The organism is Enterobacter sp. C6, from assembly GCF_008122455.1.
Taxonomy (GTDB): Bacteria; Pseudomonadota; Gammaproteobacteria; order Enterobacterales; family Enterobacteriaceae; genus Enterobacter; species Enterobacter pseudoroggenkampii.
On the sequence record NZ_QPFW01000182.1, the window covers coordinates 1 to 24136 of the forward strand.

36 protein-coding genes are annotated in these 24136 nt (G+C 48.6%); 12 read left to right on the forward strand and 24 right to left on the reverse strand.

The window, feature by feature from the left end; all coding sequences use genetic code 11:
• From DOU50_RS06225 to DOU50_RS06235, 3 genes are all read left to right on the forward strand, one after another.
• Positions 1–144: ArsB/NhaD family transporter (locus tag DOU50_RS06225; RefSeq protein ID WP_322742058.1), on the forward strand; the 144-nt coding region annotated here is incomplete at its 5' end.
• 12 nt (positions 145–156) lie between these two features.
• Positions 157–588: a glutaredoxin-dependent arsenate reductase gene (gene arsC / locus DOU50_RS06230; protein WP_148769045.1), complete on the forward strand. Its 432-nt coding sequence runs from the start codon at positions 157–159 to the stop codon at positions 586–588.
• A 117-nt stretch (positions 589–705) separates the two neighbouring features.
• Positions 706–1476, forward strand: a complete 771-nt coding sequence (locus tag DOU50_RS06235; protein WP_148769046.1) for an SDR family NAD(P)-dependent oxidoreductase — start codon at positions 706–708, stop codon at positions 1474–1476.
• On the opposite strand, the gene DOU50_RS06240 is transcribed toward DOU50_RS06235, so the two are convergent.
• Positions 1473–2024 (reverse strand): TetR/AcrR family transcriptional regulator, encoded by a 552-nt coding sequence (locus DOU50_RS06240; RefSeq protein ID WP_148769047.1) that lies wholly within the window; start codon positions 2022–2024, stop codon positions 1473–1475. The two genes, DOU50_RS06235 and DOU50_RS06240, sit on opposite strands and share 4 nt — an antisense overlap.
• Positions 2025–2105: 81 nt before the next feature.
• Here DOU50_RS06240 and DOU50_RS06245 point away from each other — a divergent pair, with 81 nt between their 5' ends.
• Together DOU50_RS06245 and DOU50_RS06250 are read left to right on the forward strand one after the other, a co-directional pair.
• Entirely contained in the window at positions 2106–3320 is a 1215-nt protein-coding gene (locus tag DOU50_RS06245) for an MFS transporter (protein ID WP_148769048.1), read from the forward strand.
• Positions 3310–4122, forward strand: coding sequence for a Cof-type HAD-IIB family hydrolase (locus DOU50_RS06250; protein ID WP_148769049.1), 813 nt, complete (start codon positions 3310–3312; stop codon positions 4120–4122). The genes DOU50_RS06245 and DOU50_RS06250 overlap by 11 nt, the downstream gene beginning before the upstream one ends.
• Positions 4123–4182: 60 nt before the next feature.
• On the opposite strand, the gene DOU50_RS06255 is transcribed toward DOU50_RS06250, so the two are convergent.
• The gene (locus DOU50_RS06255) at positions 4183–5415 is read right to left on the reverse strand and encodes an MFS transporter (protein WP_148769050.1); all 1233 of its coding nucleotides are present in this window, start codon (positions 5413–5415) and stop codon (positions 4183–4185) included.
• Positions 5416–5583: 168 nt separating this feature from the next.
• Between DOU50_RS06255 and DOU50_RS06260 the strand changes: the two genes are divergently transcribed.
• The 3 genes from DOU50_RS06260 to deoR all read left to right on the forward strand — a co-directional run bounded on the left by DOU50_RS06260 (position 5584) and on the right by deoR (position 7754).
• Positions 5584–6312 (forward strand): phosphatase PAP2 family protein, encoded by a 729-nt coding sequence (locus DOU50_RS06260; protein WP_148769051.1) that lies wholly within the window; start codon positions 5584–5586, stop codon positions 6310–6312.
• Positions 6313–6319: 7 nt separating this feature from the next.
• Positions 6320–6928: an undecaprenyl-diphosphate phosphatase gene (ybjG, locus tag DOU50_RS06265; RefSeq protein ID WP_024908675.1), complete on the forward strand. Its 609-nt coding sequence runs from the start codon at positions 6320–6322 to the stop codon at positions 6926–6928.
• A 67-nt stretch (positions 6929–6995) separates the two neighbouring features.
• Positions 6996–7754 carry a DNA-binding transcriptional repressor DeoR gene (gene deoR, locus DOU50_RS06270; protein ID WP_008503427.1) on the forward strand — a complete coding sequence of 253 codons (759 nt, stop codon included), beginning with the start codon at positions 6996–6998 and terminating at the stop codon, positions 7752–7754.
• Between the two features lie 67 nt (positions 7755–7821).
• Here deoR and dacC read toward each other — a convergent pair whose 3' ends face one another.
• Positions 7822–9027 (reverse strand): serine-type D-Ala-D-Ala carboxypeptidase, encoded by a 1206-nt coding sequence (gene dacC / locus DOU50_RS06275; protein ID WP_048990359.1) that lies wholly within the window; start codon positions 9025–9027, stop codon positions 7822–7824.
• A gap of 241 nt (positions 9028–9268) precedes the next feature.
• On the opposite strand from dacC, the gene DOU50_RS06280 reads away from it, so the two are divergent.
• Positions 9269–9895 (forward strand): glutathione S-transferase family protein, encoded by a 627-nt coding sequence (locus tag DOU50_RS06280; protein WP_024908678.1) that lies wholly within the window; start codon positions 9269–9271, stop codon positions 9893–9895.
• On the opposite strand, the gene DOU50_RS06285 is transcribed toward DOU50_RS06280, so the two are convergent.
• The 5 genes from DOU50_RS06285 to DOU50_RS23770 form a co-directional block, all read right to left on the reverse strand.
• On the reverse strand, positions 9896–11014 hold the full coding sequence (locus tag DOU50_RS06285) for a PQQ-dependent sugar dehydrogenase (RefSeq protein WP_090417606.1): 1119 nt from the start codon (positions 11012–11014) through the stop codon (positions 9896–9898).
• Positions 11015–11120: 106 nt separating this feature from the next.
• On the reverse strand, positions 11121–11504 hold the full coding sequence (gene bssR, locus DOU50_RS06290; RefSeq protein WP_024908680.1) for a biofilm formation regulator BssR: 384 nt from the start codon (positions 11502–11504) through the stop codon (positions 11121–11123).
• A 371-nt stretch (positions 11505–11875) separates the two neighbouring features.
• The gene (locus DOU50_RS06295) at positions 11876–12097 is read right to left on the reverse strand and encodes a DUF2188 domain-containing protein (protein ID WP_072051591.1); all 222 of its coding nucleotides are present in this window, start codon (positions 12095–12097) and stop codon (positions 11876–11878) included.
• A gap of 91 nt (positions 12098–12188) precedes the next feature.
• The gene (locus DOU50_RS23765) at positions 12189–12605 is read right to left on the reverse strand and encodes a hypothetical protein (RefSeq protein WP_228117509.1); all 417 of its coding nucleotides are present in this window, start codon (positions 12603–12605) and stop codon (positions 12189–12191) included.
• A gap of 77 nt (positions 12606–12682) precedes the next feature.
• On the reverse strand, positions 12683–12913 hold the full coding sequence (locus DOU50_RS23770; RefSeq protein ID WP_228117510.1) for a hypothetical protein: 231 nt from the start codon (positions 12911–12913) through the stop codon (positions 12683–12685).
• Between the two features lie 41 nt (positions 12914–12954).
• Between DOU50_RS23770 and DOU50_RS06305 the strand changes: the two genes are divergently transcribed.
• Positions 12955–13641 (forward strand): hypothetical protein, encoded by a 687-nt coding sequence (locus DOU50_RS06305; protein WP_090417608.1) that lies wholly within the window; start codon positions 12955–12957, stop codon positions 13639–13641.
• Positions 13642–13712: 71 nt separating this feature from the next.
• Here the strand turns inward: DOU50_RS06305 and tnpA are convergent, their stop codons facing one another.
• From tnpA to DOU50_RS06320, 3 genes are all read right to left on the reverse strand, one after another.
• Positions 13713–14147, reverse strand: coding sequence for an IS200/IS605 family transposase (gene tnpA / locus DOU50_RS06310; RefSeq protein ID WP_090417610.1), 435 nt, complete (start codon positions 14145–14147; stop codon positions 13713–13715).
• 153 nt (positions 14148–14300) lie between these two features.
• Positions 14301–14594, reverse strand: coding sequence for a hypothetical protein (locus tag DOU50_RS06315; protein WP_090417612.1), 294 nt, complete (start codon positions 14592–14594; stop codon positions 14301–14303).
• A gap of 47 nt (positions 14595–14641) precedes the next feature.
• A complete protein-coding gene (locus tag DOU50_RS06320; protein WP_090417614.1) occupies positions 14642–14926 on the reverse strand; it encodes a hypothetical protein in 285 nt (94 codons plus the stop codon).
• A gap of 533 nt (positions 14927–15459) precedes the next feature.
• Between DOU50_RS06320 and DOU50_RS06330 the strand changes: the two genes are divergently transcribed.
• Entirely contained in the window at positions 15460–16212 is a 753-nt protein-coding gene (locus tag DOU50_RS06330; RefSeq protein ID WP_090417616.1) for a hypothetical protein, read from the forward strand.
• A gap of 19 nt (positions 16213–16231) precedes the next feature.
• Here the strand turns inward: DOU50_RS06330 and DOU50_RS06335 are convergent, their stop codons facing one another.
• The 12 genes from DOU50_RS06335 to DOU50_RS23795 form a co-directional block, all read right to left on the reverse strand.
• Positions 16232–16537, reverse strand: a complete 306-nt coding sequence (locus tag DOU50_RS06335) for a hypothetical protein (RefSeq protein ID WP_090417618.1) — start codon at positions 16535–16537, stop codon at positions 16232–16234.
• A 270-nt stretch (positions 16538–16807) separates the two neighbouring features.
• Positions 16808–17002, reverse strand: coding sequence for a hypothetical protein (locus DOU50_RS06340; RefSeq protein ID WP_090417620.1), 195 nt, complete (start codon positions 17000–17002; stop codon positions 16808–16810).
• Between the two features lie 549 nt (positions 17003–17551).
• Positions 17552–17911: a hypothetical protein gene (locus tag DOU50_RS06345; RefSeq protein ID WP_090417622.1), complete on the reverse strand. Its 360-nt coding sequence runs from the start codon at positions 17909–17911 to the stop codon at positions 17552–17554.
• A gap of 314 nt (positions 17912–18225) precedes the next feature.
• A complete protein-coding gene (locus DOU50_RS06350; RefSeq protein WP_148769053.1) occupies positions 18226–18546 on the reverse strand; it encodes an HNH endonuclease signature motif containing protein in 321 nt (106 codons plus the stop codon).
• A gap of 76 nt (positions 18547–18622) precedes the next feature.
• Entirely contained in the window at positions 18623–18772 is a 150-nt protein-coding gene (locus DOU50_RS23665) for a hypothetical protein (RefSeq protein WP_175557786.1), read from the reverse strand.
• A gap of 203 nt (positions 18773–18975) precedes the next feature.
• Entirely contained in the window at positions 18976–19146 is a 171-nt protein-coding gene (locus tag DOU50_RS23605) for a hypothetical protein (protein WP_153257551.1), read from the reverse strand.
• Positions 19147–19337: 191 nt separating this feature from the next.
• Positions 19338–19595, reverse strand: a complete 258-nt coding sequence (locus tag DOU50_RS06355; RefSeq protein ID WP_139210883.1) for a hypothetical protein — start codon at positions 19593–19595, stop codon at positions 19338–19340.
• Between the two features lie 568 nt (positions 19596–20163).
• Positions 20164–20454, reverse strand: a complete 291-nt coding sequence (locus tag DOU50_RS23775) for a hypothetical protein (protein ID WP_228117511.1) — start codon at positions 20452–20454, stop codon at positions 20164–20166.
• Positions 20455–20590: 136 nt separating this feature from the next.
• Positions 20591–21163, reverse strand: a complete 573-nt coding sequence (locus DOU50_RS23780) for a hypothetical protein (protein WP_228117512.1) — start codon at positions 21161–21163, stop codon at positions 20591–20593.
• Positions 21164–21222: 59 nt separating this feature from the next.
• Complete coding sequence (locus DOU50_RS23785; RefSeq protein ID WP_228117513.1) at positions 21223–21387, reverse strand: hypothetical protein; 165 nt, start codon at positions 21385–21387, stop codon at positions 21223–21225.
• A 70-nt stretch (positions 21388–21457) separates the two neighbouring features.
• Positions 21458–21865 (reverse strand): hypothetical protein, encoded by a 408-nt coding sequence (locus DOU50_RS23790; protein ID WP_228117514.1) that lies wholly within the window; start codon positions 21863–21865, stop codon positions 21458–21460.
• A gap of 44 nt (positions 21866–21909) precedes the next feature.
• Positions 21910–22101, reverse strand: coding sequence for a recombinase family protein (locus DOU50_RS23795; protein WP_228117515.1), 192 nt, complete (start codon positions 22099–22101; stop codon positions 21910–21912).
• Positions 22102–22145: 44 nt separating this feature from the next.
• Here DOU50_RS23795 and rimO point away from each other — a divergent pair, with 44 nt between their 5' ends.
• Positions 22146–23453, forward strand: a complete 1308-nt coding sequence (gene rimO / locus DOU50_RS06365) for a 30S ribosomal protein S12 methylthiotransferase RimO (protein WP_090417628.1) — start codon at positions 22146–22148, stop codon at positions 23451–23453.
• A 59-nt stretch (positions 23454–23512) separates the two neighbouring features.
• Here rimO and DOU50_RS06370 read toward each other — a convergent pair.
• The coding region (locus DOU50_RS06370) for an ABC transporter permease subunit (RefSeq protein WP_148769054.1) at positions 23513–24136 on the reverse strand (624 nt) is incomplete at its 5' end.

The following is a 24136-nucleotide window of genomic DNA, read 5'->3' on the forward strand; positions in this document are numbered from 1 at the left end:
ACCCTGCTCTGGCTCCACGTACTGGCGCAGAAAAACATGACGATCACCTGGGGTTACTATTTCCGGACGGGCATCATCATGACGCTGCCGGTCCTGTTTGTGACGCTCGCCGCGCTGGCGCTACGTCTCTCCTTCACACTGTAATGAGCCACTGATATGAGCCACATCACCATTTACCACAACCCCGCCTGCGGCACCTCGCGCAACACGCTGGAGATGATCCGCAACAGCGGCACGGAGCCAGAGATTATCCTCTATCTGGAAACCCCGCCATCGCGCGATAAGCTGACCGCCCTGATTGCCGAGATGGGCATTTCGGTACGGGACCTGCTGCGTAAAAACGTGGAGCCCTATGAACAGCTCGGACTTGCCGACGATAACTTCACCGACGACCAGCTAATCGAGTTTATGCTGCAATACCCGATTCTGATTAACCGTCCGATCGTGGTCACGCCGCTGGGCACCCGCCTGTGCCGTCCGTCTGAAGTCGTCCTCGACATCCTGCCTGATGCGCAGAGAGGGGCATTTACAAAAGAGGATGGCGAAGCCGTCGTAGACGCCAGCGGGAAAAAAATCTTGCCAAAGTAACCCATTGATAATGGCACGGTAAGATCTGCCAACCGCATGCCCCACCCAACGGCCAGGTTGCATCAGCCGAAACCCGGCACATACTTTTGAGGGTTAAGTCTGTTGAGGGTATGCGGTATGGGCTTTAAAAACAAAACCGCCGTCATCTTCGGCGGCAGCGGCGCCATCGGCAGTTCAGTGGCACACGCTCTGGCGCGTGAAGGAGCGGATGTATACCTCGCCGCACGTGGCCACACCAGGCTGGAGCAGATCGCCAGCCGTATTCGCGCAGCGGGCGGTTCTGCCAGCACGTTTATTTACGATGCGCTCGAGGAGTCCTCGCAGCTCCCCGACCTTGCCCGTATAGATATTGTCGTCAACGCCACGGGCTTTATGCACGATCAGGGTAAACGCCTTGAGGCGTTAACGCTCGGCGAGTTCAGGCAGGGTTTTGATCCCTTCCTGGCCGCGTACTTTAACATTGCGAAAGCCGTGTCATCCCGCATGGGCGGCGAGCATGGCGGGACCATAATTACCGTCGTCGCTCCCGCCGCAAACATGGCGATGGCGGGCCACCTCGGGCATATCGTCGGCTGCGCGGGTACGGAAGCCTTGACCCGGGCTCTGGCTGCTGAGCTGGGGACACACAATATTCGCGTGCTGTGCGTGCGTTCGCACGCGATAGCCGATGCGGTGCAGGCGGGTTCGTATGTGGGTGCCATTTTCGCCGCCAAGGCGCAGGCGATGGGGATAACGGTTGAGCAATTTCTCGGCGGTGCCGCGCAAAGTACCCTGACGCATCGCCTGCCGACGCTGGCACAGGTGGCAGATACAATTACGTTTCTGGCATCAGATGCGGCAGGCGCTATCACGGGAACCACCGTCAATATGACCGCGGGCGCAACCTAGCGGCCGCCCTCGCCCGCAATCCTCCCCACCATCGCCCGGATCTCTTCGCGGGATAGCGGCGTCCGGTCGGTCACGTAGTGCAGCGTCATCCCTTCGATAAACGCATCCAGCGCGCGGGTGGTGACCGGGTCGAACCACTGCTCCAGCGTGGTCTGGCTCATCTTCATCCAGTCCTGCATCACTGTTTTGAGCGCCGCGCTGCGGTGCATAAAGGCGTAGAGCTGGTACATCAGCGCCATGTTGTGCGGCGTGGTCACCTGCGAGCTGTGGATCAGGGTAGTGATGGATTCGCACGCCATCTCCGGCCCGGTGACGCCGGCAAAGAAATCCCGGTACTGCTGCGACATCTGGCGGGTAAACCACGTGAAGGCCTCCTCCAGCAGCGGCTCCATGCCGTCGAAATAGTAGGTCATCGACCCCAGCGGCACGCCCGCACAGGTGGCGATTTTACGGTGCGTGACGGCGTGGATCCCGTGCTCGGCAATGGTATCGAGCGTTGCCTGCAGGATCTTCTCCCGGCGATGCGGATCGTTTGGTGGTCTGCTCATAAATTCCTCACGTGGTTTGTGTACAAATGTACACAAACTTGCTAGTGTTGTCGCTATTGTTGTACTTCTGGTGCTACCCCAATGACGCTGACCTCTCCCCGTAAAGCCCTGCAGCTACGCCTGTGGGCGCTGTTTATGTTCTTCTTCATTCCCGGCCTGCTGATGGCCTCCTGGGCCACGCGCACCCCCGCCATTCGCGATATTTTGTCCGTTTCTACCGCTGAGATGGGCATCGTGCTGTTTGGCCTGTCGATAGGCTCCATGAGCGGCATTCTCTGCTCTGCCTGGCTGGTTAAGCGCTTCGGTACGCGGGCGGTGATCCGCACCACCATGTGCTTCGCGGTGTTCGGGATGATCGTGCTGAGCGTCGCGCTGTGGTTTGCCTCACCGGTGCTCTTCGCCCTGGGCCTGACGGTATTTGGCGGTAGCTTCGGTTCTGCAGAAGTTGCCATCAACGTTGAAGGGGCGGCGGTCGAACGTGAGATGAACAAAACCGTGCTGCCGATGATGCACGGCTTTTACAGCCTCGGCACGCTGGCCGGTGCCGGCGTGGGGATGGCGCTGACGGCCACCGGCGTGAGCGCCAATCTGCATATTCTGCTGGCGGCGCTGGTGTGCATCATTCCGATTCTTACCGGCATCCGGGCGATCCCGGACGGTACCGGCAAAAACTCCGCTGACGAACAGCACTCGGCCGAAAAAGGGCTGCCCTTCTACCGCGACTTCCAGCTGATGCTGATCGGCGTGGTGGTGCTGGCGATGGCGTTCGCGGAAGGGTCCGCCAACGACTGGCTGCCGCTGCTGATGGTGGACGGCCACGGCTTTAGCCCGACCTCCGGCTCGCTGATTTACGCCGGGTTTACGCTGGGGATGACCGTCGGACGCTTCACCGGCGGCTGGTTTATCGACCGCTACAGCCGCGTGGCGGTAGTGCGCGCCAGCGCCCTGCTGGGCGGTCTGGGCATCGCGATGATCATCTTTGTCGATGTGGACTGGATTGCCGGGGTCTCGGTGATCCTCTGGGGGCTGGGCGCGTCCCTCGGCTTCCCGCTGACCATTTCAGCCGCCAGCGACACCGGCCCGGATGCCCCGACGCGCGTCAGCGTAGTGGCAACCACGGGCTACCTTGCCTTCCTGGTCGGGCCGCCGCTGCTCGGCTTCCTCGGTGAGCACTACGGACTGCGCAGCGCCATGCTGGTGGTGTTAGGGTTGGTCATCATCGCGGCGCTGGTGGCGCGCGCGGTGGCAAAGCCGGAAACGAAACAAACGACACTGGAGAAGGGATATGAGCGTTAAACTGATCGCCGTCGACATGGATGGTACTTTTCTGAGCGATGCCAAGACCTATAATCGCCCGCGCTTTCTGGCGCAGTACGCCCGCATGAAGGCGCAAGGCATTCGCTTTGTGGTCGCCAGCGGCAACCAGTACTACCAGTTAATCTCCTTTTTCCCGGAGATTGCGCATGAAATTGCGTTCGTCGCCGAGAACGGCGGCTGGGTCGTGAGCGAAGGAGAAGACGTCTTTAACGGTGAACTGTCGAGAGCCCATTTCGACACGGTCGCGAACGTGTTAAGCGACGTGCCGGGTATTGAGATCATCGCCTGCGGGAAGAGCAGCGCGTACACGCTGAAATGCTATGACGAGGGCTTTAAGGATATCGCGGCGAAGTACTACCACCGCCTCGAAATGGTCAGCGATTTCAACAACCTGAACGATATTTTCTTCAAGTTCGGACTTAACGTGTCTGACGATGAAATTCCGCGGATTCAGGCGCTGCTGCATGAAAAGCTGAGCGACATCATGGTGCCCGTCACCACCGGTCACGGCAGTATCGACCTGATCATCCCCGGCGTGCATAAAGCCAACGGTCTGCGGATCCTGCAAAAGCGCTGGGGCATTGACGACAGCGACGTGGTGGCCTTCGGCGACAGCGGCAACGACGTGGAGATGCTGCGTCAGTCCGGGTTCAGCTTTGCGATGGCGAATGCCAGACCGCATATTAAAGCGGTGGCGCGTTTTGAAGCGCCGCACAATAACGATGAAGGCGTGCTGGATGTGATTGATAAGGTGCTGAACGGGGAGGCGCCGTTTAATTGACCGCGTGCGGTCTGGTGCCCTCACCCTGACCCTCTCCCACTGGGAGAGGGAATAAACAGGTTAAGGTTGCAGGGCGTTCCCGACGCGTTTGTCCTTCAGGAACACCATCATCAGGCCAACCCACAGCACGCCGTTGGCGAGGTTAAACAGGCTGAACAGCCCGTTGCCGCCCATCGCGTAGGCATGCTTGCTCACCTCGATACCGACGGTAAAAATCAGCATCTGCAGCATCCCCATCGCCGCTGACACCGTGCCTTTACTCATCTCGCTGGCAAACAGCGTCAGGCGCACCAGCCCGGCGTTCGCCACGCCAATTCCGAAGGCGTAAATGCTCAGCCCTGCAGTCATCCATAGGTAAGCGTGGGATGACGCGACGGTCGCCACCGCTGCCAGAATCAGCCCTGCGGCAATCGGCCAGCCGCCCATGATAATCAGTGAACGCACGGTGCGTCGTGACGTCAGACGTGCCAGCACCAGGTTGCCGATAATCAGCGCGCCAAAGATCGGCACCTGCAGCAGACCATACTCATAGCTGCTGAGCTTTTCACCGCTGATGATAATGACCGGCGACTGGGCAATCCACGCCAGCAGCGGCAGGCTAACGAACCCGGTCGCCAGCGCGCCCGCCACAAAGCGGCCATTCTTCAGCACTTCTTTGTAATCCCGACCCAGCTCTTTCAGCGAGAGTTTCTCGCCGATGCGGGTGGCCGTTTCCGGCATCGCACGGTGCAGGCCAAAGAACGCGAAGGCGGCGAGAAGCGCAAAGAGCACAAACATCCCTTCCCACGGCGCAACGTGCACCCACGCGGCCCCCACCAGCGGCCCGAGTAAGGGGGCGATCAGCGCCACGTTCGCCATCAGCGCGGTAATTTTGATGCACACCGCCTCTTCAAACGACTCCTGAATGGCGGCATACCCCACGGCGCCGATAAAGCACAGGCTCACCCCCTGCAGGAAGCGCAGCAGGGTAAATTGTTCAATGTTTTGCGCCAGCAGCGTGGCAAGGCAGGTGACGATAAACCACACCACGCCCGTCAGCATCACAGGACGACGGCCAATACGATCCGACAGCGGACCTAACAGCCACTGCAAAAACATGCCGCCGGCCAGATAGGCGGTCATGGAGGTCGGTACCCACTCGATTCCCGCGTTGTACTGCGCCACTACGGCCAGCATACCGGGCTGGATCATATCGTTGCCGATATAGGTAGAAAATTCGTAGAGCACCAGACACAGAGGGAAAAGCAACGCCTGACGACCCAGACGTGAACCAGAAGAAGAACGGTTTAACATGCAATCTCTTTATAATGACAAAATCGCGACGAGTGTAATGAAATGCCGCAGCCCGAGATAGTGATTTATCGAGGATAAACAGAAATAAAGCACATATCGTCTTCGTTTAAGGTTTCCTTAAGTTGACAGATTTATGATAGCCCCATTACTCGTCAACGACCCCAAATTATGGCACTCACTTCCAGCCGTTCAGAATTGTCTAACTTACAGACAAATAAGACAAAACGACTTTACCGCTTGCCGGGCCGCTTTTATGGTTATCAGCTTTTCGTACTGGTCGTCCTTGCCGTGCTTTTCACGTGGTTATCACGCAATGAAGCGCTCGACAGATGGATCACTGGTTTTTGGTATGACGCGGCAACGCAGAGCTTTCCACTGCAGAAAGATCATCTGCTGGATCTGCTGAACCACCGTCTGGCGAAGTACATTGCCATCGCCTTAGGTGCCGTGGTGCTGTTTTACGGCGCTTACAAGCGTAACGCAAGGCTGGTCACGGCGGCGCTGCTGATGGGCGTTGGTGCGCTGGTGGTAGGCGTGCTGAAAAGCGTGAGCCATCACAGCTGCCCGTGGGATCTGGTGGAATATGGCGGTAAGGCTGTCTCTTATCCCCTGTTCAGCGCCGTCCCTGCTGACAGCGGTCCGGGGCGCTGCTTCCCCGGCGGTCACGCCTCCAGCGGCTTTATGGTGATGGGGCTGTTTTTTGCCTTCTGGCGCGAGCGTCCGCGTCTCGCCTGGTGCTTCGTCGCGCTGGGCGTGGTGTTAGGTCTGGTGATGGGCTACGGCCAGATCATGCGCGGGGCACATTTTTTCTCTCACAACCTGTGGGCTGGGTGGTGGGTCTGGTTTTCTCAGGTGGTGGTCTACGGCCTTGTTTCCACCCGGTTTGCTAAAGAGTGATAACGCTATGTTAGAGAATCTGAATTATCAGCTGTTTTATCTGATCAACGCCACGCCGGCCTCGCCTGAGTGGACGATCGACTTTGCCACCTTCCTGGCAAAAGATCTGATCAGTATCGTGCCAGCGCTGGCAGCCATCCTCTGGCTGTGGGGACCTCGTAGCCAGGTGAAAGCGCACCGCCAGCTGGTGATCAAAGTGGCGATGGCGCTGGGCGTGAGCGTTCTGGTGAGCTTCGCACTGGGTCATGTGTTCCCGCACCCCCGTCCTTTTGTGGCTCACGTAGGCTATACCTTCCTGCACCACGCGCCGGATGACTCGTTCCCGAGCGATCACGGTACGGTGATCTTCACCTTCGCACTGGCTTTCCTGTTCTGGCATCGCCTGTGGTCTGGTGCGGTCCTGATGGTGGCAGCCCTGGCAATCGCCTGGTCTCGCATTTACCTGGGTGTTCACTGGCCGCTGGATATGGTGGGCGGTTTCCTGGTCGGGCTGATTGGCTGCGTGAGCGCGGCTATCCTGTGGAGTCTCTTCGGTGAAGCGCTCTACCGCACGCTGTCTTCACTCTATCGTGCCATTTTCGCTATCCCGATCCGCAAAGGCTGGATACGTGACTAACCCCAACCTGACAGGTTACACTTGAACCCCCGCCCTGCGGGGGTTCACTTTTTTATCCCGAGGAACTATGGAAACACGTCGCGATGACCGCATTGCTCAGCTGCTACAGGCGCTGAAGCGCAGCGATAAGCTGCATCTTAAGGAAGCCGCCAACCTCCTCGGCGTCTCAGAGATGACCATTCGTCGGGATCTGAATAGCGAGAGCGCGCCCGTCGTGCTGCTGGGCGGGTATATTGTGCTTGAGCCGCGCAGCGCCAGCCATTATCTGATCAGCGACCAGAAGACGCGCCTGGTGGAAGAGAAACGCAAAGCCGCGCGGCTTGCGGCCTCACTGGTACAGCCGCACCAGACGCTGTTTTTTGACTGCGGTACCACTACGCCGTGGATTATCGAGGCCATCGACAGCAGCATTCCGTTCACCGCCGTCTGCTACTCCCTGAACACCTTTCTGGCGCTTCAGGAGAAACCCGAGTGCCGGGTGATCCTATGCGGCGGCGAGTTTCACGCCAGCAACGCCATCTTTAAGCCGCTTAACCTGCAGGACACGCTCAGCAATCTCTGTCCGGATATCGCGTTTTATTCCGCCGCCGGCGTCAACGTGCGTCAGGGCGCGACCTGCTTTAATCTGGAAGAGCTGCCGGTGAAGCACTGGGCGTTGAGCGCCGCGCAGTACCATGTGCTGGTAGTCGATCACAGCAAGTTTGGTAAGGTACGTTCGGCAAGAATGGGCGAGCTTGCGCAGTTCGATGCCATCGTCAGCGATTGCCGCCCGGACGACGAGATCGTGGCCCACGCGAAGGCGCAGCAGGTGAAGTTGATGTATTAAACGGGGTGCGGTCTGGTGCTCTCACCCCGGCCCTCTCCCACAGGGAGAGGGAGAAAACCCATCGAGTTTAGCTAAACCAGCTGCCAAACCACCCGTGGAATTTCATCATCACGAAATCCCACATCCGGCTGAAGAAGCCACCCTCTTCCACCGCTTCCATCACAATCAGCGGACGCTGTTCAATCGACTTACCGTTGAGCTGGAAATCAATGGTTCCGACCACCTGGCCTTTTTTCAGCGGCGCGGTGAGCTGCGGGTCGGTCAGGGTGTAGCTGGCTTTCAGGTTTTTCAGCTGACCGCGCGGAATGGTCACCGAGCCCGCCTCACCCGCGCCCAGGTTCACTTCGCTCTTGTCGCCAAACCAGACGCGTTGGCTGACGAACGTGGCATCCGGTTTAATCGGCGTCACGGTTTCATAGAAGCGGAAGCCCCAGGTCAGCAGTTTTTCTGATTCATTAAAGCGAATACGGTCGGTTTTGGTGCCCAGCACCACCGAAATCAGGCGCATATCGCCCTGGGTCGCGGAGGCCACCAGGTTATAACCAGCACCCGCCGTGGTGCCGGTTTTCATCCCGTCCACATTGACGTTGCTGCTCCACAGCAGGCGGTTGCGGTTCGGCTGGCGGATTTTGTTGAACGTAAACTCTTTCTCTTTGTGGATCGCGTATTCATCTGGCACGTCGTGGATCAGCGCTTTCCCCAGCAGCGCCATGTCGCGCGCGGTACTGAACTGTCCCGGCGAATCCAGACCGTGAACCGTTTTAAAGGTCGTATTGGTCAGGCCCAGCTTTTGCGCGTAGCCATTCATCAAACCAATGAAAGAATCCTGGCTGCCGGCAACATAATCGGCCAGCGCGATGCACGCATCATTTCCCGACTGAATAATTACCCCTTTGTTCAGATCGGAAACGGAAACCTGATCGCCCGGCTTCAGGAACATCACCGATGACCCGCGCAGCGCCGGGTTGCCGGTCGCCCACGCGTCCTTACCGATGGTCACCATATCGTTCAGCTTAATCTTGCCCGCTTTTAACGCCTGGCCCACCACATAGCTGGTCATGATTTTGGTCAGGCTTGCCGGATCGAGTTTCTCATCCGCATTCCCTTCCGCCAGCACTTTACCGCTGGAATAATCCATCAGGATCCAGGCGCGCGCATCCACAGGCGGCGCTTCGGGCGCAGCCTGTTCAGCTGCGTAGAGCGTTGGTGCAAACAGGAAAATAAGCGCAGAGCCGGTCGCCAGGCTGCGCAGAGAAGTCATTTTACGCGTCATAAATGCCACCCGAGTGTCCATTCAAAAATTACGTCACATCACCGTGTCGCAAGAAGCGATGAGTAATAGCGCACTAAAACCGTTAAAGAAACCCAACGAGGGTAAAGTTATTAAAGTTTATGCAATAACATTCAGATACGCTTTGATTAAGACGATTTTTTTGTCTTCTGTTGCGTAATTGTTAGGTTTATCTCACCATGGCGAAAGGCTGACTCGGATTCACATCTCATCGGGAGTAAATATGATTACGCTGTGGGGCAGAAATAATTCGACCAACGTTAAGAAAGTGCTCTGGACGCTGGAAGAGCTGGATTTACCGTTCAATCAAATCATGGCTGGCATGTCGTTCGGCGTGAACAAAGAGGCAGACTATCTGGCCATGAACCCGAACGGTCTGGTGCCGCTGCTGCGCGATGATGAAACAGACGCGACGCTTTGGGAGTCCAACACCATTGTGCGTTACCTCGCCGCGCAGTACGGTCAGGGCCGTCTGTGGGTTGAAAACCCCGCCCGGCGCGCTCAGGGCGAAAAGTGGATGGACTGGGCAAACCAGACGTTATCCCCGACCCACCGCGTGATCCTGATGGGGCTTATCCGCACGCCGGAAGCTGAACGCGACTATCCCGCAATTCACGCCGCGCAGGATGCCTGCGAAAATCTGTTTGCGATGATGGATGACGAGCTGGCGAAGCACGCATGGTTCTCCGGCGAGGCGTTCGGCACAGGCGATATCGCCGTGGCGCCGTTCGTCTGGAACCTGACCAACATGGGTCTGAAGTGGACGCCGCGCCCTCACCTTGAGCGCTGGCTTAAACAGCTGAGCGATCGCCCGGCGTACCGCAACGTGGTGATGATCCCGGTCACCTGATTACGCTCCGGACGGGCTGACTTTCAACAGCTGCCCGTCCGTCTCGTCGGTCAGGACATACAGATACCCATCCGGCCCGACCCGCACATCGCGAATACGCTGGTCCCGGTCGCCCAGAATGCGCCCGTCCTCCGTCACCTTGTTTCCCTCCACGCTCAGCACGATCACGTCCTTCTCCTTCAGCGCCCCAATAAACAGCTTGTTTTTCCACTGCGGGAAAACGTCGCTGTTGTAGAACGCCATGCCGCTCACCGCGGGTGAGACTTTCCAGACGAACAGCGGCTTCTCGGTGCCCTCAACGTGCTCGCCTTTGGCTTCCGGGATTTTCAGGCCGCTGTAGTTAATGCCGTGCGTGGCCAGCGGCCAGCCGTAGTTCTTACCTTTCTCCGGAATGTTGATCTCATCCCCGCCGCGCGGGCCATGCTCGTTCAGCCAAAGCGTGTCGCTCCAGGGGTTCATCGCCATCCCCTGCGGGTTGCGAATGCCGTAAGACCAGATTTCGGGCCGCGCGCCGGGGGTATTCACAAAGGGGTTATCCGACGGGACTTTCCCGTCTTCGGTGAGGCGCACCACTTTACCCTGCAATTTATCCAGATCCTGCGCCGTCGGACGCTGATTGTTCTCGCCGAGTCCGATAAAGAGAGAACCTTTGCCGTCAAACACCAGTCGTCCACCAAAATGGTTCCCGGTGGAGAGTTTCGGCATCTGGCGGAACACCACCTGGAAGGCTTCAATACGCGTAAAATCGTCGCTTAGCCGGCCATAGCCCACCGCCGTCCCGGCTTTGCCGTCACTCCCTGCTTCGGCGAAGCTCAGCCAGACGCGGCGTGATTTTTCAAAATCCGGGGCGAGGACCACGTCCAGCAGCCCTCCCTGACCGTTTGCCCAGACCTTCGGCACGCCGATAATCGGATCGGACAACCCTTTTCCGTCCTGCCAGCGTTTGAGCTGACCGTCCTTCAGGGTCACCAGCAGGCCTTGATTGTCCGGCAGAAACGCCAGAGACCAGGGGTGATCGAGTTTATTTTGCAGCACCTCGACCTTGACCGCCTCTGGCGCAGCAAGAAGCGAAAATGGAATGAATAACGCAGGCAGGAAAATCAGCGAGGATCGAGGCATAACGCGCTCCTTTATCGGCATATGGCATAAAGGTTAGCCACTGCATCCGGGCGCGTTACCACTTTTACAAAAGCTTAATCAGAAGGGGGAGTTGCCTCCCCCGGGATCAGTGCTGTTCAAGCTGTTTGTGCTCGTTCAGACACATGATGCATAGAGAGAGCGTTGTCAGGCAGTTTTCAAGCTTCTCCGCGTTTACGGCGATAAAGTTCGGGCAGTCGTGGCGTCCGTTCATCAGACACACCCCTGCAATGGAGAGCACCTCGGCGGCGCGGCGCAGCGCTATTTCTTCACTTTCGCCGCCGTTCGCCTTCAGGGTCGGTGCTTTTTCACGCATGAAATTACACAGTTCAAACAGGTTATCACGCAGATGTTCGCTTTCGCTGACTGACATATACCCTTTTGCCTTCCTCAACTGCAGGTACGCGGCCAGGTCGATTCGGGCGTTGATCAGCTTGTTCAGCAGATCGCGTTTAAGTCTGTCAACGGTCATGCTCTTTCCTCCTCTGTCAGCCATGGTGCATTGTCAGGATAAGTTCATTTTTTGTACAGTTTAATGCCTGGGATCAATTTTTATTAACTGATTAACATAATTTACAATGTTACAACCTCGGCCCGACGCATCCGCCTTGCAAAGAGTGTATAAATCCCCCGCGATACGCTGTAAAATCCCGCCCTGATAACTCCATAATTGATGAATTTTTAACCTATGAGCAATGTTACGCACCAGCCGAAAATCGGCTTCGTCTCCCTGGGCTGCCCTAAGAATCAAGAAATAAAATCCGCCTGATTAATCTTCATTCACCGTTATCTATTGAAAAGACAAAAAAAAGAGGCCATCGGCCTCTTTTGCTTTACTGAAATTTATCCCTTAGGCGGATATGGATCGTTGCCATATGAGTCACGAGAACGAATCTGCCCATCACGTCCATGAATTAACAATTCACTTTGTTGATGTCGAGCTATCTCACGAGCAGCTTCTATAGCTTCAGCTTGCGTTGAATGTACAGAAGTTGCTCGTTCATTACCTTCACCTTTTACAGCCCATCCATCAGGATGCGTTACTACATGTTGGTTCTTACCCATACAAATTACCTGCTGTGTGAAATACACCATGTGGTGCAATAAGTAAGTATAGACACAACATGTAGCGTTACGCTTGCTTAAAATCACATTTTCAGTACTCAACCGTCACAACCCCACAGATTACCTTAGTACCGTTCCATTCATCCTTGTAGATACTGGTATCAATACCCACCCCGAGTTGAAACGTATACCCTGTATCATTAACAAACTTCTGGTACTTGGCTGTGGCTGTCTGTACTGAAGCGTCATAGTACTTATGTCCAGTGTACTTAAACCCTGCTGAACCTTGCGGTACAATCCATGCCCCATTGGATGAGAAAGTACTCGCATGTTCAATCACCTTGTATTCGAATTCTGAGCCTGTGTAACGGCCTGTATACGCTTCTGATGTGTTGATCTTGCTGAAAGGTGGATTGTCATAGGCAACATCATAGAAACGGTCTGGTGAGTACTGGAGAGCGTCACCAATGATCCATTCTGCCTCTGGTAGTACCCTCTTTCCGATCATTACGTACTCTGGATTCAGCTCAGCACAGGTAATGTGTGTTGGCTTGTTTCTCAAGTACTGGTAGTAGCTGAGGCGACCTATACCCGCACAAAGTTCAATACATTACATTGACCAGTACAACCAGCATCAAGTATGAAATCCCATGCGAGCATTTCAGGTATGAAGAAAGCACCAGTAGCCCCTATACCATCGCCTTTGTAGTTGTTGAAGATAAACTCTTTATCGTCTTGGGTTAGTTGCTTATCTGAGTGGATGAGATCCATTACTTGAATGTGTAATGCTGATTCCTTTTTTGTAATTCTTGCCATAAAATACCATTTACCATTTAATGTAAAGGTATTTAGGAAGAATGAAACAGTGGGCTAAAGGACTTTTTAAAAACTTTAAACTGTCCCATATAAGCTGGATGATTGTTGGGGTGTTTCTTACAGAATTTATCACTTGGGTTTTATATAAGACCCCAAAAAAAATTACAGCTCCAGGCTTTTCAGCGATTGTAGCTGCCTGTGCTTTATCTTTGGCTGTGTATTCAGCGTATCAATTGACAAAATGGATAAAAAGCAAAGTAAATGATAAAGGGTTTAAAAAGTGTGAAGCTATCATTGATAAAATCCAAGAAATAGCTGTAGAAGCTGTGAAAATCAATATCATTATTGAGGAGTTGTTTATAACAAAAAAAGTCATTATTAATGAAAGCATTTATAATAAAACTATTGAAAAGTTAAATATTGAAAAGGAAAAACTCAGAGAAGTAATGTTAGAAATGCATGCTCATGAATTGCATTTACAGATTTGGGGATTTGAAATTTCAACAAATTACTCATTAAAAGAGTTCAATGACATCTTAATAAAATATATTTCATCAATTAATAAAACAATTAAAAACTCGAAACAACTGTTGCTAATTGGGGAATATAAAGAAGTAGGTAAAGATAGGGAACAATATAAAGAGGCATTACGAAGAGTTAGCGATTACATGGATACAATTAATGGTTCATCTTTCGATGAAATCTTTGTACCATTTGGTAAGAAGTAAAAGACCACCTTCTTAGAAGGTGGCTTTCTAGAATGCCCCCTGTAAGGGAAGCTATTGTTTCCTTCCTGTTTCTACTCTAGCAATTCCATCTGCTGTTCGTGCGTTTGTTCCGTTTTCTCCTGATGCCGCACATATCGTCTGATGATCTCTTCGTTTACCTCTACCGTATCGACAAAGTAGCCGCGTGACCAAAAATGGTTTCCCCATAACTTCTTCCTGATATGTGGAAAACGATTGTAGAGTCTGATGGCACTGCGGCCTTTCAGATGCCCCATCAGGGTTGATATTGAGATTTTAGGTGGGACGCTTACAACAAGATGTACATGATCTGGTTGAACATTTAACTCCAGAACCTCACAATCTTTTATTCCGCAGAGAATGTAGATTGTCCTGTAAAGCTCCTTACCCAGCTTATCTTGGAGGATCCTGAATCGATATTTTGGCGTCCAGACTATGTGGTATTTGCAACGCCAATATACATGTGATGAACTCCTGTAAAGCCCCATGTCAGTCTGTCTCCTTTTACTTGTGGTGAGTAAGAAGAGATATTCCGACATGGGCATTCTTCAGGCTATAGCCTTACAGGATCAATCACCACCTCCCAAGAGGTGGTTTAGGGATGACAATGAAAAACCACATCATTGTAGTGGTTTTTTAAGTTATTTCGCTACAACCTTCCAGCGTCCACCAGGCTTTGTTATCTCATACTGGTACTGATCATCACACCATACGTCTATGCGGCCTGAGAAGTTCGCATTGCTAAACGTTGTGACTTTATCGCATGTGTAATCACGCTGGATAAGAGCCTGAGCGAAATCCTTAGCATCCTGTAACTCTTGCTCTGTAAGCTTGTTAGATGGTTCTTCGGCTTGTGTTTCATGCTTGTCATCACCACCCGCGAGTTTGATGAATAATGCTATCAACACCAATACAACAGCTATAATCCTTCCCATTGTTAAACCTTATAGATTATCTGTAGTTTATACCGTAACTATTTTCATCAGTCCTTAATGAATTGTTGTACTGAATACCCTACCTCGCCCGAATGACCGAACGACATGAACCCATGATCCATAACCTGTACGTTACGTATCGTCATAGGTTCTTCAACCGTAACGCAACTACCAGCTTTGACCATCTTCAACATCACACCCTGATCTTTAGTCGAGATAGCACTAATCATCTTCATCAGATTTCCGTAGCTGTCACAGTAAAAACCCTCAGAGATAGTAGCGGCCTGTGATGAACCGGCCATGAATAGTACTGCCAATAATAATTTTTTCATTTTCTTCCTTATAAGCTACAAGAAATGATAGTTAGGAAATGAACAACAGATTTCCCATCATGGATAGTATCGGCCTTAAGTGGAATTTCTTTACTTGCATGCGAAATGAATAGTAGAAAATCAGTACTGAGGATTATCATGTGATAGCTTCACGCCACACCCACACCTTAAACAAACCTACCCATCGTGGAGGTTGTGAGGTTGTGAGGTTGTGAGGTTGTGAGGTTGTGAGGTTGTGAGGTTGTGAGGTTGTGAGGTTGTGAGGTTGTGAGTGTACTTGATTGCGTTTACAGTGGTAAAGTACAATAATCGTTCAAATGATTTAGTTGTGGGTTTTATCAACAATGGAATTAAAAAAACAAACTTAGTATTATTGGGAATCAATATAGTGCTGTTTATCGTTGCAATTTTAGTACTAATCAAGGTTCTGTTTTCTGGTTCCCCGGAATAGTTTGGAACCATGACCTCGTTTAGAGTGGCCTCCACTTTAAATGGTTAATATCAAGTTCTTTTATGAAGATAAACGAGTATATATGATCATTTCACGTAATGTTGATTACTTTGAGCTACTCCTAGATAAGACCCGCAATCATAATGGTGTTATTAATGCGGATAATCTGGATATAGAAAAAATTAAAAATGCCTTTGAGAGATCACATGACATACGTAAATTTGAGATTGGTCTTTATTGGCAGCGTTCTGGATACATATTAGGTTTTTTATCAGTGCTTGCTGCTGCGATTGCTTATTGCTTTTCTGTGTATTTCAAAGAAACAACAACTGAAAGCACTAAGTTTATCATGATATTAACAATGACTTGTTTAGCGGTTATCGGAGTATCATTATGTAACTTTTGGCGACGTATAATCAAGGCTAGCAAGTACTGGCAAGAAAACTGGGAATATAATATTGATATGCTTGAACCCTTTGTATCTGGTAATCTTCATAAAATTCACTTCTATAAGACAGACAAACAATATAATAGATTCTCAATTAATGAAGTTGTATTGTCAATATGCAACCGCATTAATATTATATTATACATGATCGTTTTTTTCGTTTTCGCATTGATCATAAATGAACTTTTCCCTTTTAATAAAGAATTTCCAATATCAAAAGCGACTATTTATCTTGTAGGTTCGCCTCTACTTTTAATTTACTTGTTAATTGAATTTGTTGGCTTAGCTATTTTTCGTAAATCGGATAAATTTAGACCGAGGAGTAGAATTATTTCCAAAGATCAATTAAAAGTTACGATTGATAAAATTAACTGTTCAAAAGGTTAATTTATACTAATAGCATGGTTTATTTGTATAGCCATTTATCACTTGGGTAATCATCGGAATATTGCCTCTTTAAATGGCTGTATAATGTCTTCACTGCCCTTATGGTTGTTTCTAGTTCAGGGTTGACGGTTAGCTGCTGGAAGTAAGCAGCCTCATCATTTTGTAGTTCTAAGTAGCAGTACATATCAATAGTTTCTTTTTTATATGTACCATGTAGTTCTAGTACCAAACCACTATCGCCATCAGTTTCTACTCTGATTTTGTCTGTAACATATAGAAAGTAAAATGAATCATCTTCGTAAGTCTGAAATTCTGTTCTAAGCATATGTAAATCTTGTTATTAGATTAGTACCGCTACCCCTTCAATGTATTTACTGATAATGCTTAGATGAGGCTGTAAGCAATTAAATTAATACAATGAATCTTTAAGCATCCCTGCCAACTGGCTGGCCTCTCTACTACTCAGTACCGTCCAGTAGGTATTACACTGTTTGGTAAGTACATATAATTGGGATTATTAGCATACAGGTTATGTCCAGTAAAAAAGCCGCATATAAATTGCGGCTTTATCTTCTAATTCATATCTAGTAGTGAATTAGTTATCGAAAATATCTGAATCACCTTTCCTATTATATGCCTGTTCAAACATTTTCTGGATATCACTAACTGGTAAATTGATTTGTGCATCTGATGGTAATTGCTGGTTAGTAATTCCATCATATAATATAACCGTATCTTTATAATCATCGTTAACGGCATATCGCCCATAAATCTTTGTGTATGTAGTCATTTCTATCATCCTCGTGTGTGTTTGATAAGTTTATTATTCCAGACTAAATAAAAAAGTGAACCCCCTTAGAGAAATATTTAATAAAGTCAATACTGGCCGCGTTTCCAGTTAGGTTTCATTAGATATTCCTTTTTGTTAGTAATGCCCTCTGTGGGCGGCTGCGTGTGCGGGTGACTCGTTCAGGTGTGACTCCGTGGCGACTCACAAATACTTTGAATAATTACTTTGATAGTAGCTCTTGGGGTTTTGTTACTTTGACAGTACTGTTACTTGTCTGAGCGAAAGCGAGAAAAAACGCTTGCGGGTTTTTGATGCGATAGCAGAGAAAAACGCAAAGTTACTAACCAATACTACGAGGAGTTCTCGACGAGTAGTATTCGTGACGCAAGTCACAGTTTCATTGAATACTGATAGAGAAAGAAATACATGGAATGAAATGGAATGGATTTCGTATCTCTATACTTAGTTGCCGTATTGACGATAAGACGCGGGTTTCAGGAGCTTTTTTTTGCCGTATTACGGCATGGAACTATGCGTATTAAGGCACAATTAACGCAAACTCTTTAAGTACTCAATCATGTCATCAATATAGTTACCTTGTTTTCGTAGCTCTAATAGTTTATCTACCTCTTTATACGTTAGCGTTCTTTGTCTATGTGCTGGTGCTGGTAGTGCGTCTGGGTGCTCCATCATATACTGCTCTATTCGTTTTGCTGCATCCATGATCGCTGCCCCGTAGTAGCTTATCATACGTTCTTTTACTTGTTTCTTATTCTGTTGTACTTTAATAGCATTGACAGTACTGAATAGTAAATCATTTCGAATTTCATCCTCATTACTCAATACTGTAAACAAATCATATACACTAATTTTATCTCTCACATTAAGTTTAGCTATTGAATCCTTCATAATGTTCTTGATATTTTCACATGGGATATCTTTATATAGCTTGCACTGACTAATTAGTGCCTTTATACTTCTGTTATCAAAACTTGAATATGTTTTGTCATAATAAACACATTGTAAAAGGTTAATTAATACTGGCCTGATGTGTTCCTAGCATTCAGGCTTTTTTCTTAATTATTTCTAACAATACTACGATAACCAGCACGGGAAATGTTACGATTAAACTTAGTATTGAAGTACTGACATAGTTTCTCACCAACAAATGCAGAATTTCGGATATCTTGCTTCTGTTCTTCCAATAATTTTTGGCGTTCGATTTACTTACGTTTGGCTTTAAGAATATTCTCTGATTGTGTTATCCATCGTAAGTTACTTACTTCATTGTTTAGTGGGTTATCGTCAATATGATCTACAACTAATCCCTTGTGTTGCCCTAAGAATGTTTCAGCTACTAAGCGATGTACCTCATGCGTTACTGTTTTCTTACTACCCTTATTACCAACTGATAGTGATACCTTACGATAACCACTGCTTTTACTGATACCACCTTCTAGTACTTTACCATTTTTAGTATTACGTACAGTACCGTAGTTACTTACTTCATAATTTTCATATTGAGTTTGTTTGAAATATTCCATTTTATAAATCCATTTACAAATATGCTAACTAATCCTTGTTAGTACTGCAAAATATTTTTTACGATAGTATCAAACGTTACTTACCCATAATCATGTACTGATTAACTAAGTAAACTAAAGCACCACTTTGTGACTTTGCTTTTCCTTCATCGACAAATTTTTGTAGTGCTAATAGATGTGACTCAGATAAACGTACATTTATTTGTTTCTCTTTTTTATCTTTCATCGAGTGTACCTTGAATATTGCTATACATTTTTCAGAATAAAATGAACCCAAAAAAACCGCCATTGCGATGGGGTTTACTTTAAGCATTTGGAGGATTTTTATCATGGTAGAACGAATGTTCTATATACTATATAGTATCTCATGATTTTTGAACATCCCAAAAACTGCTAATAACTAGTACCGAATTGTGTTCTTTCTACTTTTTATTTATCTTTTAATTTTTGGGGAAACTGCCAGATACGGGCGATAATCCATAAAACCACTATAATTAGTAGGTACAGCATCCAACCAAGTAATAAGTACTGGATGAATCCTGTACCCATGATGATAACGCCAATGATCAGTACTAAAGAAGTGATTAACCAATCTACCATTTGAATACTCCCGTGATGATTATTATAGGAGTGTTTATTGAATTTACTTCACAAATGGTCTGTTATGTAGTTATAACCAGTAATTAATTCTAATATTTTACCTGCTATCTATTGATTCTTTTGCCACTGTATTTCCTTTAGACGTAAAAAAGCCGTAACGGTGTACGGCATTATTTTTCCATTTTGAATAACTACTTTAATGGTTCAAACTGTGTAATAGTACCATCACACCATTCAACTAATGGTAATCCACTTGGATGGTAACCAATGATAGTACCAGTACGATTACCATCATTAACTTTACCACCTAATTCACCATTACTTATATGAATACCAAAGTAATAACCACATTTATCATTAGTACATTGAATACCAAAGTTATCATTCACTGTCATTACTTCACCACATTCAGTATCACCATTACATTTTGGACATTTCATTTCTAACATAGTTATTACCTTTTCTATTGATTGAATTAAAATATATATTGGAGATTACCCTAAACTACCATATCATTCACCCCAACTATTTTACAGCTGGATAGTAATAAAAACAGTTTGAGGTACTTCTATTGTTTTATTCATTTTCATGTGGCAGGCCTAGCCTATGAAGGTAAGAGGCGACCCGATTACGACAGAGAAATCATCAAACCACCGCTTGATGAAATTTATTATCCCAAACATTTTTATTTCGGCAAGCATTATTTTTGGGTTGGAATAGGCCGATCCCCCTCCAGGCCTTTATCCATGCGACTTTCAAACACTTAATTTTTTTAATTGAAAATTTCTAAGAACTATAAATTTCAATAGTATTTGAACAGAATGGTATTGATAAGTATATTCCTCAAAAGTATTGCCAAAGTACATAAACAATAAACCCCGATACTTACGGGCTTAGTACTGTTACTCACGAATTATCTGTTCATTAGTAACCATGAGTATATTTTATTTATGAGAGTGAAAATAAGTACAAAAAGCCCCTAGAGGGGCTTAATAAAAATAGTTGGAGCTATAATGTTTAATGTATTTTGAATTTTTCAATAAATTGTTGACGGGTTAACCCTGTCGTTTCGAGTGCACTTGTAATCGCTTTAGGCAATCTACCATTAAATGAAATAGTGTATACCACACCTTCAAAAGCAATCGTTACTTTCTCGTGCTTTCCAGTATTAGGCCAAAATTGTGTACCTTTAATTTCTGGATAACCAACTTCGAAAAGCAAAGTTACAGGAGTATCATACATTGCTACATAGCTTTCTTTTAATTTTCGCAAGTAACCTACTGCCTTTTGGATTTCAGGCATCTTCATTATGATCATTTTCAAGTACTGTTAGTGTCCCCTCTTTCCCTGTATCAAAATCGATATCAAACCGCCAATGTGGTTTTCTATCAACGCCACCAAACACCAAAACTTCAAAACTTCAAAACTTCAAAACTTCAAAACTTCAAAACTTCAAAACTTCATCATTACCATAATATTTAATTCTTATAGTTATACATTCCTCTGTTTTATCTACCACGATATATTCTATAATTGCATCAATAACTTTTCTGATCTTATCCCTATCATTATCTTCCATATTTATAAAAACAGCCCATTGAATAAGGATGAGAAACTCCATGATATCTACTTCAAAAGAACCTTTTCCTTGCAATGAAACTAATCTTTCTTTCAGTTTCTCTACGGATAAAACAAGTTCCTTTCTCTTGCTATTAATTTCGTTCAAAGAATGACCCAAAGAACTTACATCAGGTGCAATAGCTATTGCAGTAACAATATTAGAAATTTGAGTATCTAAATCTTTGATCAAGGTTTCTTTTTTATTGAGTTCTTCTTCTAATACGGTTGTATCAGTACCACTTCTCCTACTTTTATCCATGTAGCCAATTAATAGTGCAATCATAGTACAGTGTTCAACTAATTGTGCTGTGATTGACCAACCTGAACACCCCTTTTGTAGATGTACTCCGTTTGTACAGATGTATCGTGCTTTGCCATGATTCATAAATGAATGCATAGTACCGCCACACTTATTACATTTGAGTATCGATAGACCAGAAAGTAATTTTCTATTATCTACAGAATTTTTTCCGATTTATAGTTGCTTTGTTTTTTTCTTTCTTCCAGTAACAAAAACTCTGCTTCATCTTTACATAACCAAGGATAGTAATTTTCTAATTTATAAGGAATGCCCTTTATAGTTACAATACGTTCACCAATTAAAGCACGGTTATCACGCATTTTTTTAGTACCTGATAGTCCCACTCTTTACCTTTCAGACCATTTGAATACTTCTGATCAAGATATTTTTTTACACTGTATACACCACTGCCGGACAAGAACATATCAATCGCTTCACGTGCAATATTCCAATAAGTAGGATGTTTTTCACCGCTTCGTATTGCGATCCTGAATCATCAATCCAGAATGGGTGGCGACCTACGGATTTTATGTTAACTGGCAATCCATTTTTATGGCGTTCTACTAACGTTTCAACATTACCTAAAGTACGTTGAGACTTAGTTTCTGATTCTTCATTGGCACGACTGAACAGCAATAGTGAAATCATTAATTCTGTTGGTTTTTTGTTCACAGAATCAAGTGTATATACCCGCTTATCCATGCCTGTGACGAGTGTCAAACCTAACTCTAACAATTCAATAAAAAGTTTCTGTGCAGTTGTAACATTCTGTCTTGTAATGTGGTCCAGATTTTCCACATATAGCCAGGAATCAGAGGCAATAGCTCCTTGTTTAACAGCATCTATAAAACCCCTAATTTTCCTGAGTTGGTATTCTTGCCACGAAAGGCACTGACGCCTGGGTCTTCGATCTCATCCATTTCCAGCCCAGCATCAGCCGCATATGCTTTCGCGGCTGCAAGCTGCCTGTTTCTGGTTGTCCCTTTGTCCTGGCGATCTGTTGACCACCTGATGTAGCTATAAAGTTGCGGCATCTATATAATCCCCGGCAAAGTGAGCAACTGATTGTACAAAAAAAATGTCTAAGATTGGATTTATATCATTAGGGTGCCCGAAAAACCTGGTGGATTCAGAACGCATCCTGACCGAACTGCGCACCGAGGGCTATGACGTGGTGCCAAGCTACGACAACGCCGATATGGTGATCGTTAACACCTGCGGGTTTATCGACAGCGCGGTTCAGGAGTCACTGGAAGCCATCGGTGAAGCCCTGACGGAAAACGGCAAAGTGATCGTGACCGGCTGTCTGGGCGCGAAAGAAGACCAGATCCGCGAAGTGCACCCGAAGGTGCTGGAGATCACCGGCCCGCACAGCTACGAGCAGGTGCTGCAACATGTTCATCACTACGTGCCAAAACCCAAGCACAACCCGTTCCTCAGCCTCGTGCCGGAACAGGGCGTGAAGCTGACGCCGCGTCACTACGCGTACCTGAAAATTTCCGAAGGCTGCAACCATCGCTGCACCTTCTGCATCATCCCGTCCATGCGTGGCGATCTGGTGAGCCGTCCCATTGGTGAAGTCCTGGCGGAAGCTAAACGTCTGGCCGACGCGGGCGTGAAGGAGCTGCTGGTCATCTCCCAGGACACCTCGGCCTACGGTGTAGACGTTAAACACCGCTCCGGTTTCCACAACGGCGAGCCGGTGAAAACCAGCATGGTGGGCCTGTGTGAGCAGCTGTCCAAACTCGGTATCTGGACGCGTCTGCACTACGTCTACCCGTACCCGCACGTTGACGACGTCATCCCGCTGATGGCGGAAGGCAAAATTCTGCCGTACCTGGATATCCCGCTGCAGCACGCCAGCCCGCGCATTCTGAAGCTGATGAAGCGTCCTGGCTCCGTTGACCGCCAGCTGGCGCGCATCAAGCAGTGGCGCGAGATCTGCCCGGATCTGACCCTGCGCTCCACCTTTATCGTCGGCTTCCCGGGTGAAACCGAAGAAGACTTCCAGATGCTGCTCGACTTCCTGAAAGAAGCGCGTCTGGACCGCGTCGGCTGCTTCAAGTACAGCCCGGTAGAAGGCGCAACCGCCAACGAGCTGGCGGATCAGGTGCCGGAAGAGGTGAAAGAAGAGCGCTGGAACCGCTTCATGCAGCTGCAGCAGCAGATCTCTGCTGAGCGTCTGCAGGAAAAAGTGGGCCGCGAGATCATGGTTATCATCGACGAAGTGGATGAAGAAGGCGCGATTGGCCGCAGCATGGCGGACGCCCCTGAAATCGACGGTGCGGTGTACCTGAACGGCGAAACCAGCGTTAAGCCGGGTGATATTATTCGCGTGAAGGTTGAAAACGCGGATGAGTATGACCTGTGGGGTAGCCGGGTTTAATCTCCCCCTCTGTAGTAGGCCGGGTAAGGCGTAGCCGCCACCCGGCACATTTCACAGCACTACCCCTTTATCCTCGGATCCAGCGCGTCGCGCAACCCGTCACCCAGCAGGTTAAACGCCAGCACGGTCAGGAAAATCGCCAGACTTGGGAAGATCGCCACGTGCGGGGCAATCACCATATCTGCCCTCGCCTCGTTCAGCATCGCGCCCCACTCCGGTGTCGGTGGCTGCGCCCCTAACCCCAGAAACGACAGGCTGGCGGCCGAGATAATCGACACGCCGATACGCATGGTGAAATAGACCACGATGGACGACACCGTACCCGGCAGAATATGGCTGAAGAGGATAGTGGCGTCGCTGGCCCCCATACTGCGGGCCGACTCGATAAAGGTCTGCTGTTTCAGCACCAGCGTGTTGCCGCGCACAAGACGAGCAAACGCCGGAATCGAAAACACCGCGACCGCAATGATGACGTTTGCCATGCCGCTGCCCATGATCGCCACCACGGCAATTGCCAGCAAAATACCGGGAAAAGCAAACAGCACGTCGCAGATGCGCATGATGATGCGATCCCACCAGCCTTCGTAATACCCGGCAACGAGACCCAGCACGGTACCGATGGCCGCGCCGATCAGCACCGCGAACACCCCGGCGGCAAGCGAGATCTGCGCCCCCACCAGCAC

Coding starts and splice junctions, on each gene's coding strand:
- arsC (WP_148769045.1), top strand. CDS start 157: ATGAGCCACATCACCATTTACCACAACCCCGCCTGCGGCACCTCGCGC.
- DOU50_RS06235 (WP_148769046.1), top strand. CDS start 706: ATGGGCTTTAAAAACAAAACCGCCGTCATCTTCGGCGGCAGCGGCGCC.
- DOU50_RS06240 (WP_148769047.1), bottom strand. CDS start 2,024: ATGAGCAGACCACCAAACGATCCGCATCGCCGGGAGAAGATCCTGCAG.
- DOU50_RS06245 (WP_148769048.1), top strand. CDS start 2,106: ATGACGCTGACCTCTCCCCGTAAAGCCCTGCAGCTACGCCTGTGGGCG.
- DOU50_RS06250 (WP_148769049.1), top strand. CDS start 3,310: ATGAGCGTTAAACTGATCGCCGTCGACATGGATGGTACTTTTCTGAGC.
- DOU50_RS06255 (WP_148769050.1), bottom strand. CDS start 5,415: ATGTTAAACCGTTCTTCTTCTGGTTCACGTCTGGGTCGTCAGGCGTTG.
- DOU50_RS06260 (WP_148769051.1), top strand. CDS start 5,584: ATGGCACTCACTTCCAGCCGTTCAGAATTGTCTAACTTACAGACAAAT.
- ybjG (WP_024908675.1), top strand. CDS start 6,320: ATGTTAGAGAATCTGAATTATCAGCTGTTTTATCTGATCAACGCCACG.
- deoR (WP_008503427.1), top strand. CDS start 6,996: ATGGAAACACGTCGCGATGACCGCATTGCTCAGCTGCTACAGGCGCTG.
- dacC (WP_048990359.1), bottom strand. CDS start 9,027: ATGACGCGTAAAATGACTTCTCTGCGCAGCCTGGCGACCGGCTCTGCG.
- DOU50_RS06280 (WP_024908678.1), top strand. CDS start 9,269: ATGATTACGCTGTGGGGCAGAAATAATTCGACCAACGTTAAGAAAGTG.
- DOU50_RS06285 (WP_090417606.1), bottom strand. CDS start 11,014: ATGCCTCGATCCTCGCTGATTTTCCTGCCTGCGTTATTCATTCCATTT.
- bssR (WP_024908680.1), bottom strand. CDS start 11,504: ATGACCGTTGACAGACTTAAACGCGATCTGCTGAACAAGCTGATCAAC.
- DOU50_RS06295 (WP_072051591.1), bottom strand. CDS start 12,097: ATGGGTAAGAACCAACATGTAGTAACGCATCCTGATGGATGGGCTGTA.
- DOU50_RS23765 (WP_228117509.1), bottom strand. CDS start 12,605: ATGATCGGAAAGAGGGTACTACCAGAGGCAGAATGGATCATTGGTGAC.
- DOU50_RS23770 (WP_228117510.1), bottom strand. CDS start 12,913: ATGGCAAGAATTACAAAAAAGGAATCAGCATTACACATTCAAGTAATG.
- DOU50_RS06305 (WP_090417608.1), top strand. CDS start 12,955: ATGAAACAGTGGGCTAAAGGACTTTTTAAAAACTTTAAACTGTCCCAT.
- tnpA (WP_090417610.1), bottom strand. CDS start 14,147: ATGGGGCTTTACAGGAGTTCATCACATGTATATTGGCGTTGCAAATAC.
- DOU50_RS06315 (WP_090417612.1), bottom strand. CDS start 14,594: ATGGGAAGGATTATAGCTGTTGTATTGGTGTTGATAGCATTATTCATC.
- DOU50_RS06320 (WP_090417614.1), bottom strand. CDS start 14,926: ATGAAAAAATTATTATTGGCAGTACTATTCATGGCCGGTTCATCACAG.
- DOU50_RS06330 (WP_090417616.1), top strand. CDS start 15,460: ATGATCATTTCACGTAATGTTGATTACTTTGAGCTACTCCTAGATAAG.
- DOU50_RS06335 (WP_090417618.1), bottom strand. CDS start 16,537: ATGCTTAGAACAGAATTTCAGACTTACGAAGATGATTCATTTTACTTT.
- DOU50_RS06340 (WP_090417620.1), bottom strand. CDS start 17,002: ATGACTACATACACAAAGATTTATGGGCGATATGCCGTTAACGATGAT.
- DOU50_RS06345 (WP_090417622.1), bottom strand. CDS start 17,911: ATGAAGGATTCAATAGCTAAACTTAATGTGAGAGATAAAATTAGTGTA.
- DOU50_RS06350 (WP_148769053.1), bottom strand. CDS start 18,546: ATGGAATATTTCAAACAAACTCAATATGAAAATTATGAAGTAAGTAAC.
- DOU50_RS23665 (WP_175557786.1), bottom strand. CDS start 18,772: ATGAAAGATAAAAAAGAGAAACAAATAAATGTACGTTTATCTGAGTCA.
- DOU50_RS23605 (WP_153257551.1), bottom strand. CDS start 19,146: ATGGTAGATTGGTTAATCACTTCTTTAGTACTGATCATTGGCGTTATC.
- DOU50_RS06355 (WP_139210883.1), bottom strand. CDS start 19,595: ATGTTAGAAATGAAATGTCCAAAATGTAATGGTGATACTGAATGTGGT.
- DOU50_RS23775 (WP_228117511.1), bottom strand. CDS start 20,454: ATGAAGATGCCTGAAATCCAAAAGGCAGTAGGTTACTTGCGAAAATTA.
- DOU50_RS23780 (WP_228117512.1), bottom strand. CDS start 21,163: ATGCATTCATTTATGAATCATGGCAAAGCACGATACATCTGTACAAAC.
- DOU50_RS23785 (WP_228117513.1), bottom strand. CDS start 21,387: ATGCGTGATAACCGTGCTTTAATTGGTGAACGTATTGTAACTATAAAG.
- DOU50_RS23795 (WP_228117515.1), bottom strand. CDS start 22,101: ATGCCGCAACTTTATAGCTACATCAGGTGGTCAACAGATCGCCAGGAC.
- rimO (WP_090417628.1), top strand. CDS start 22,146: ATGTCTAAGATTGGATTTATATCATTAGGGTGCCCGAAAAACCTGGTG.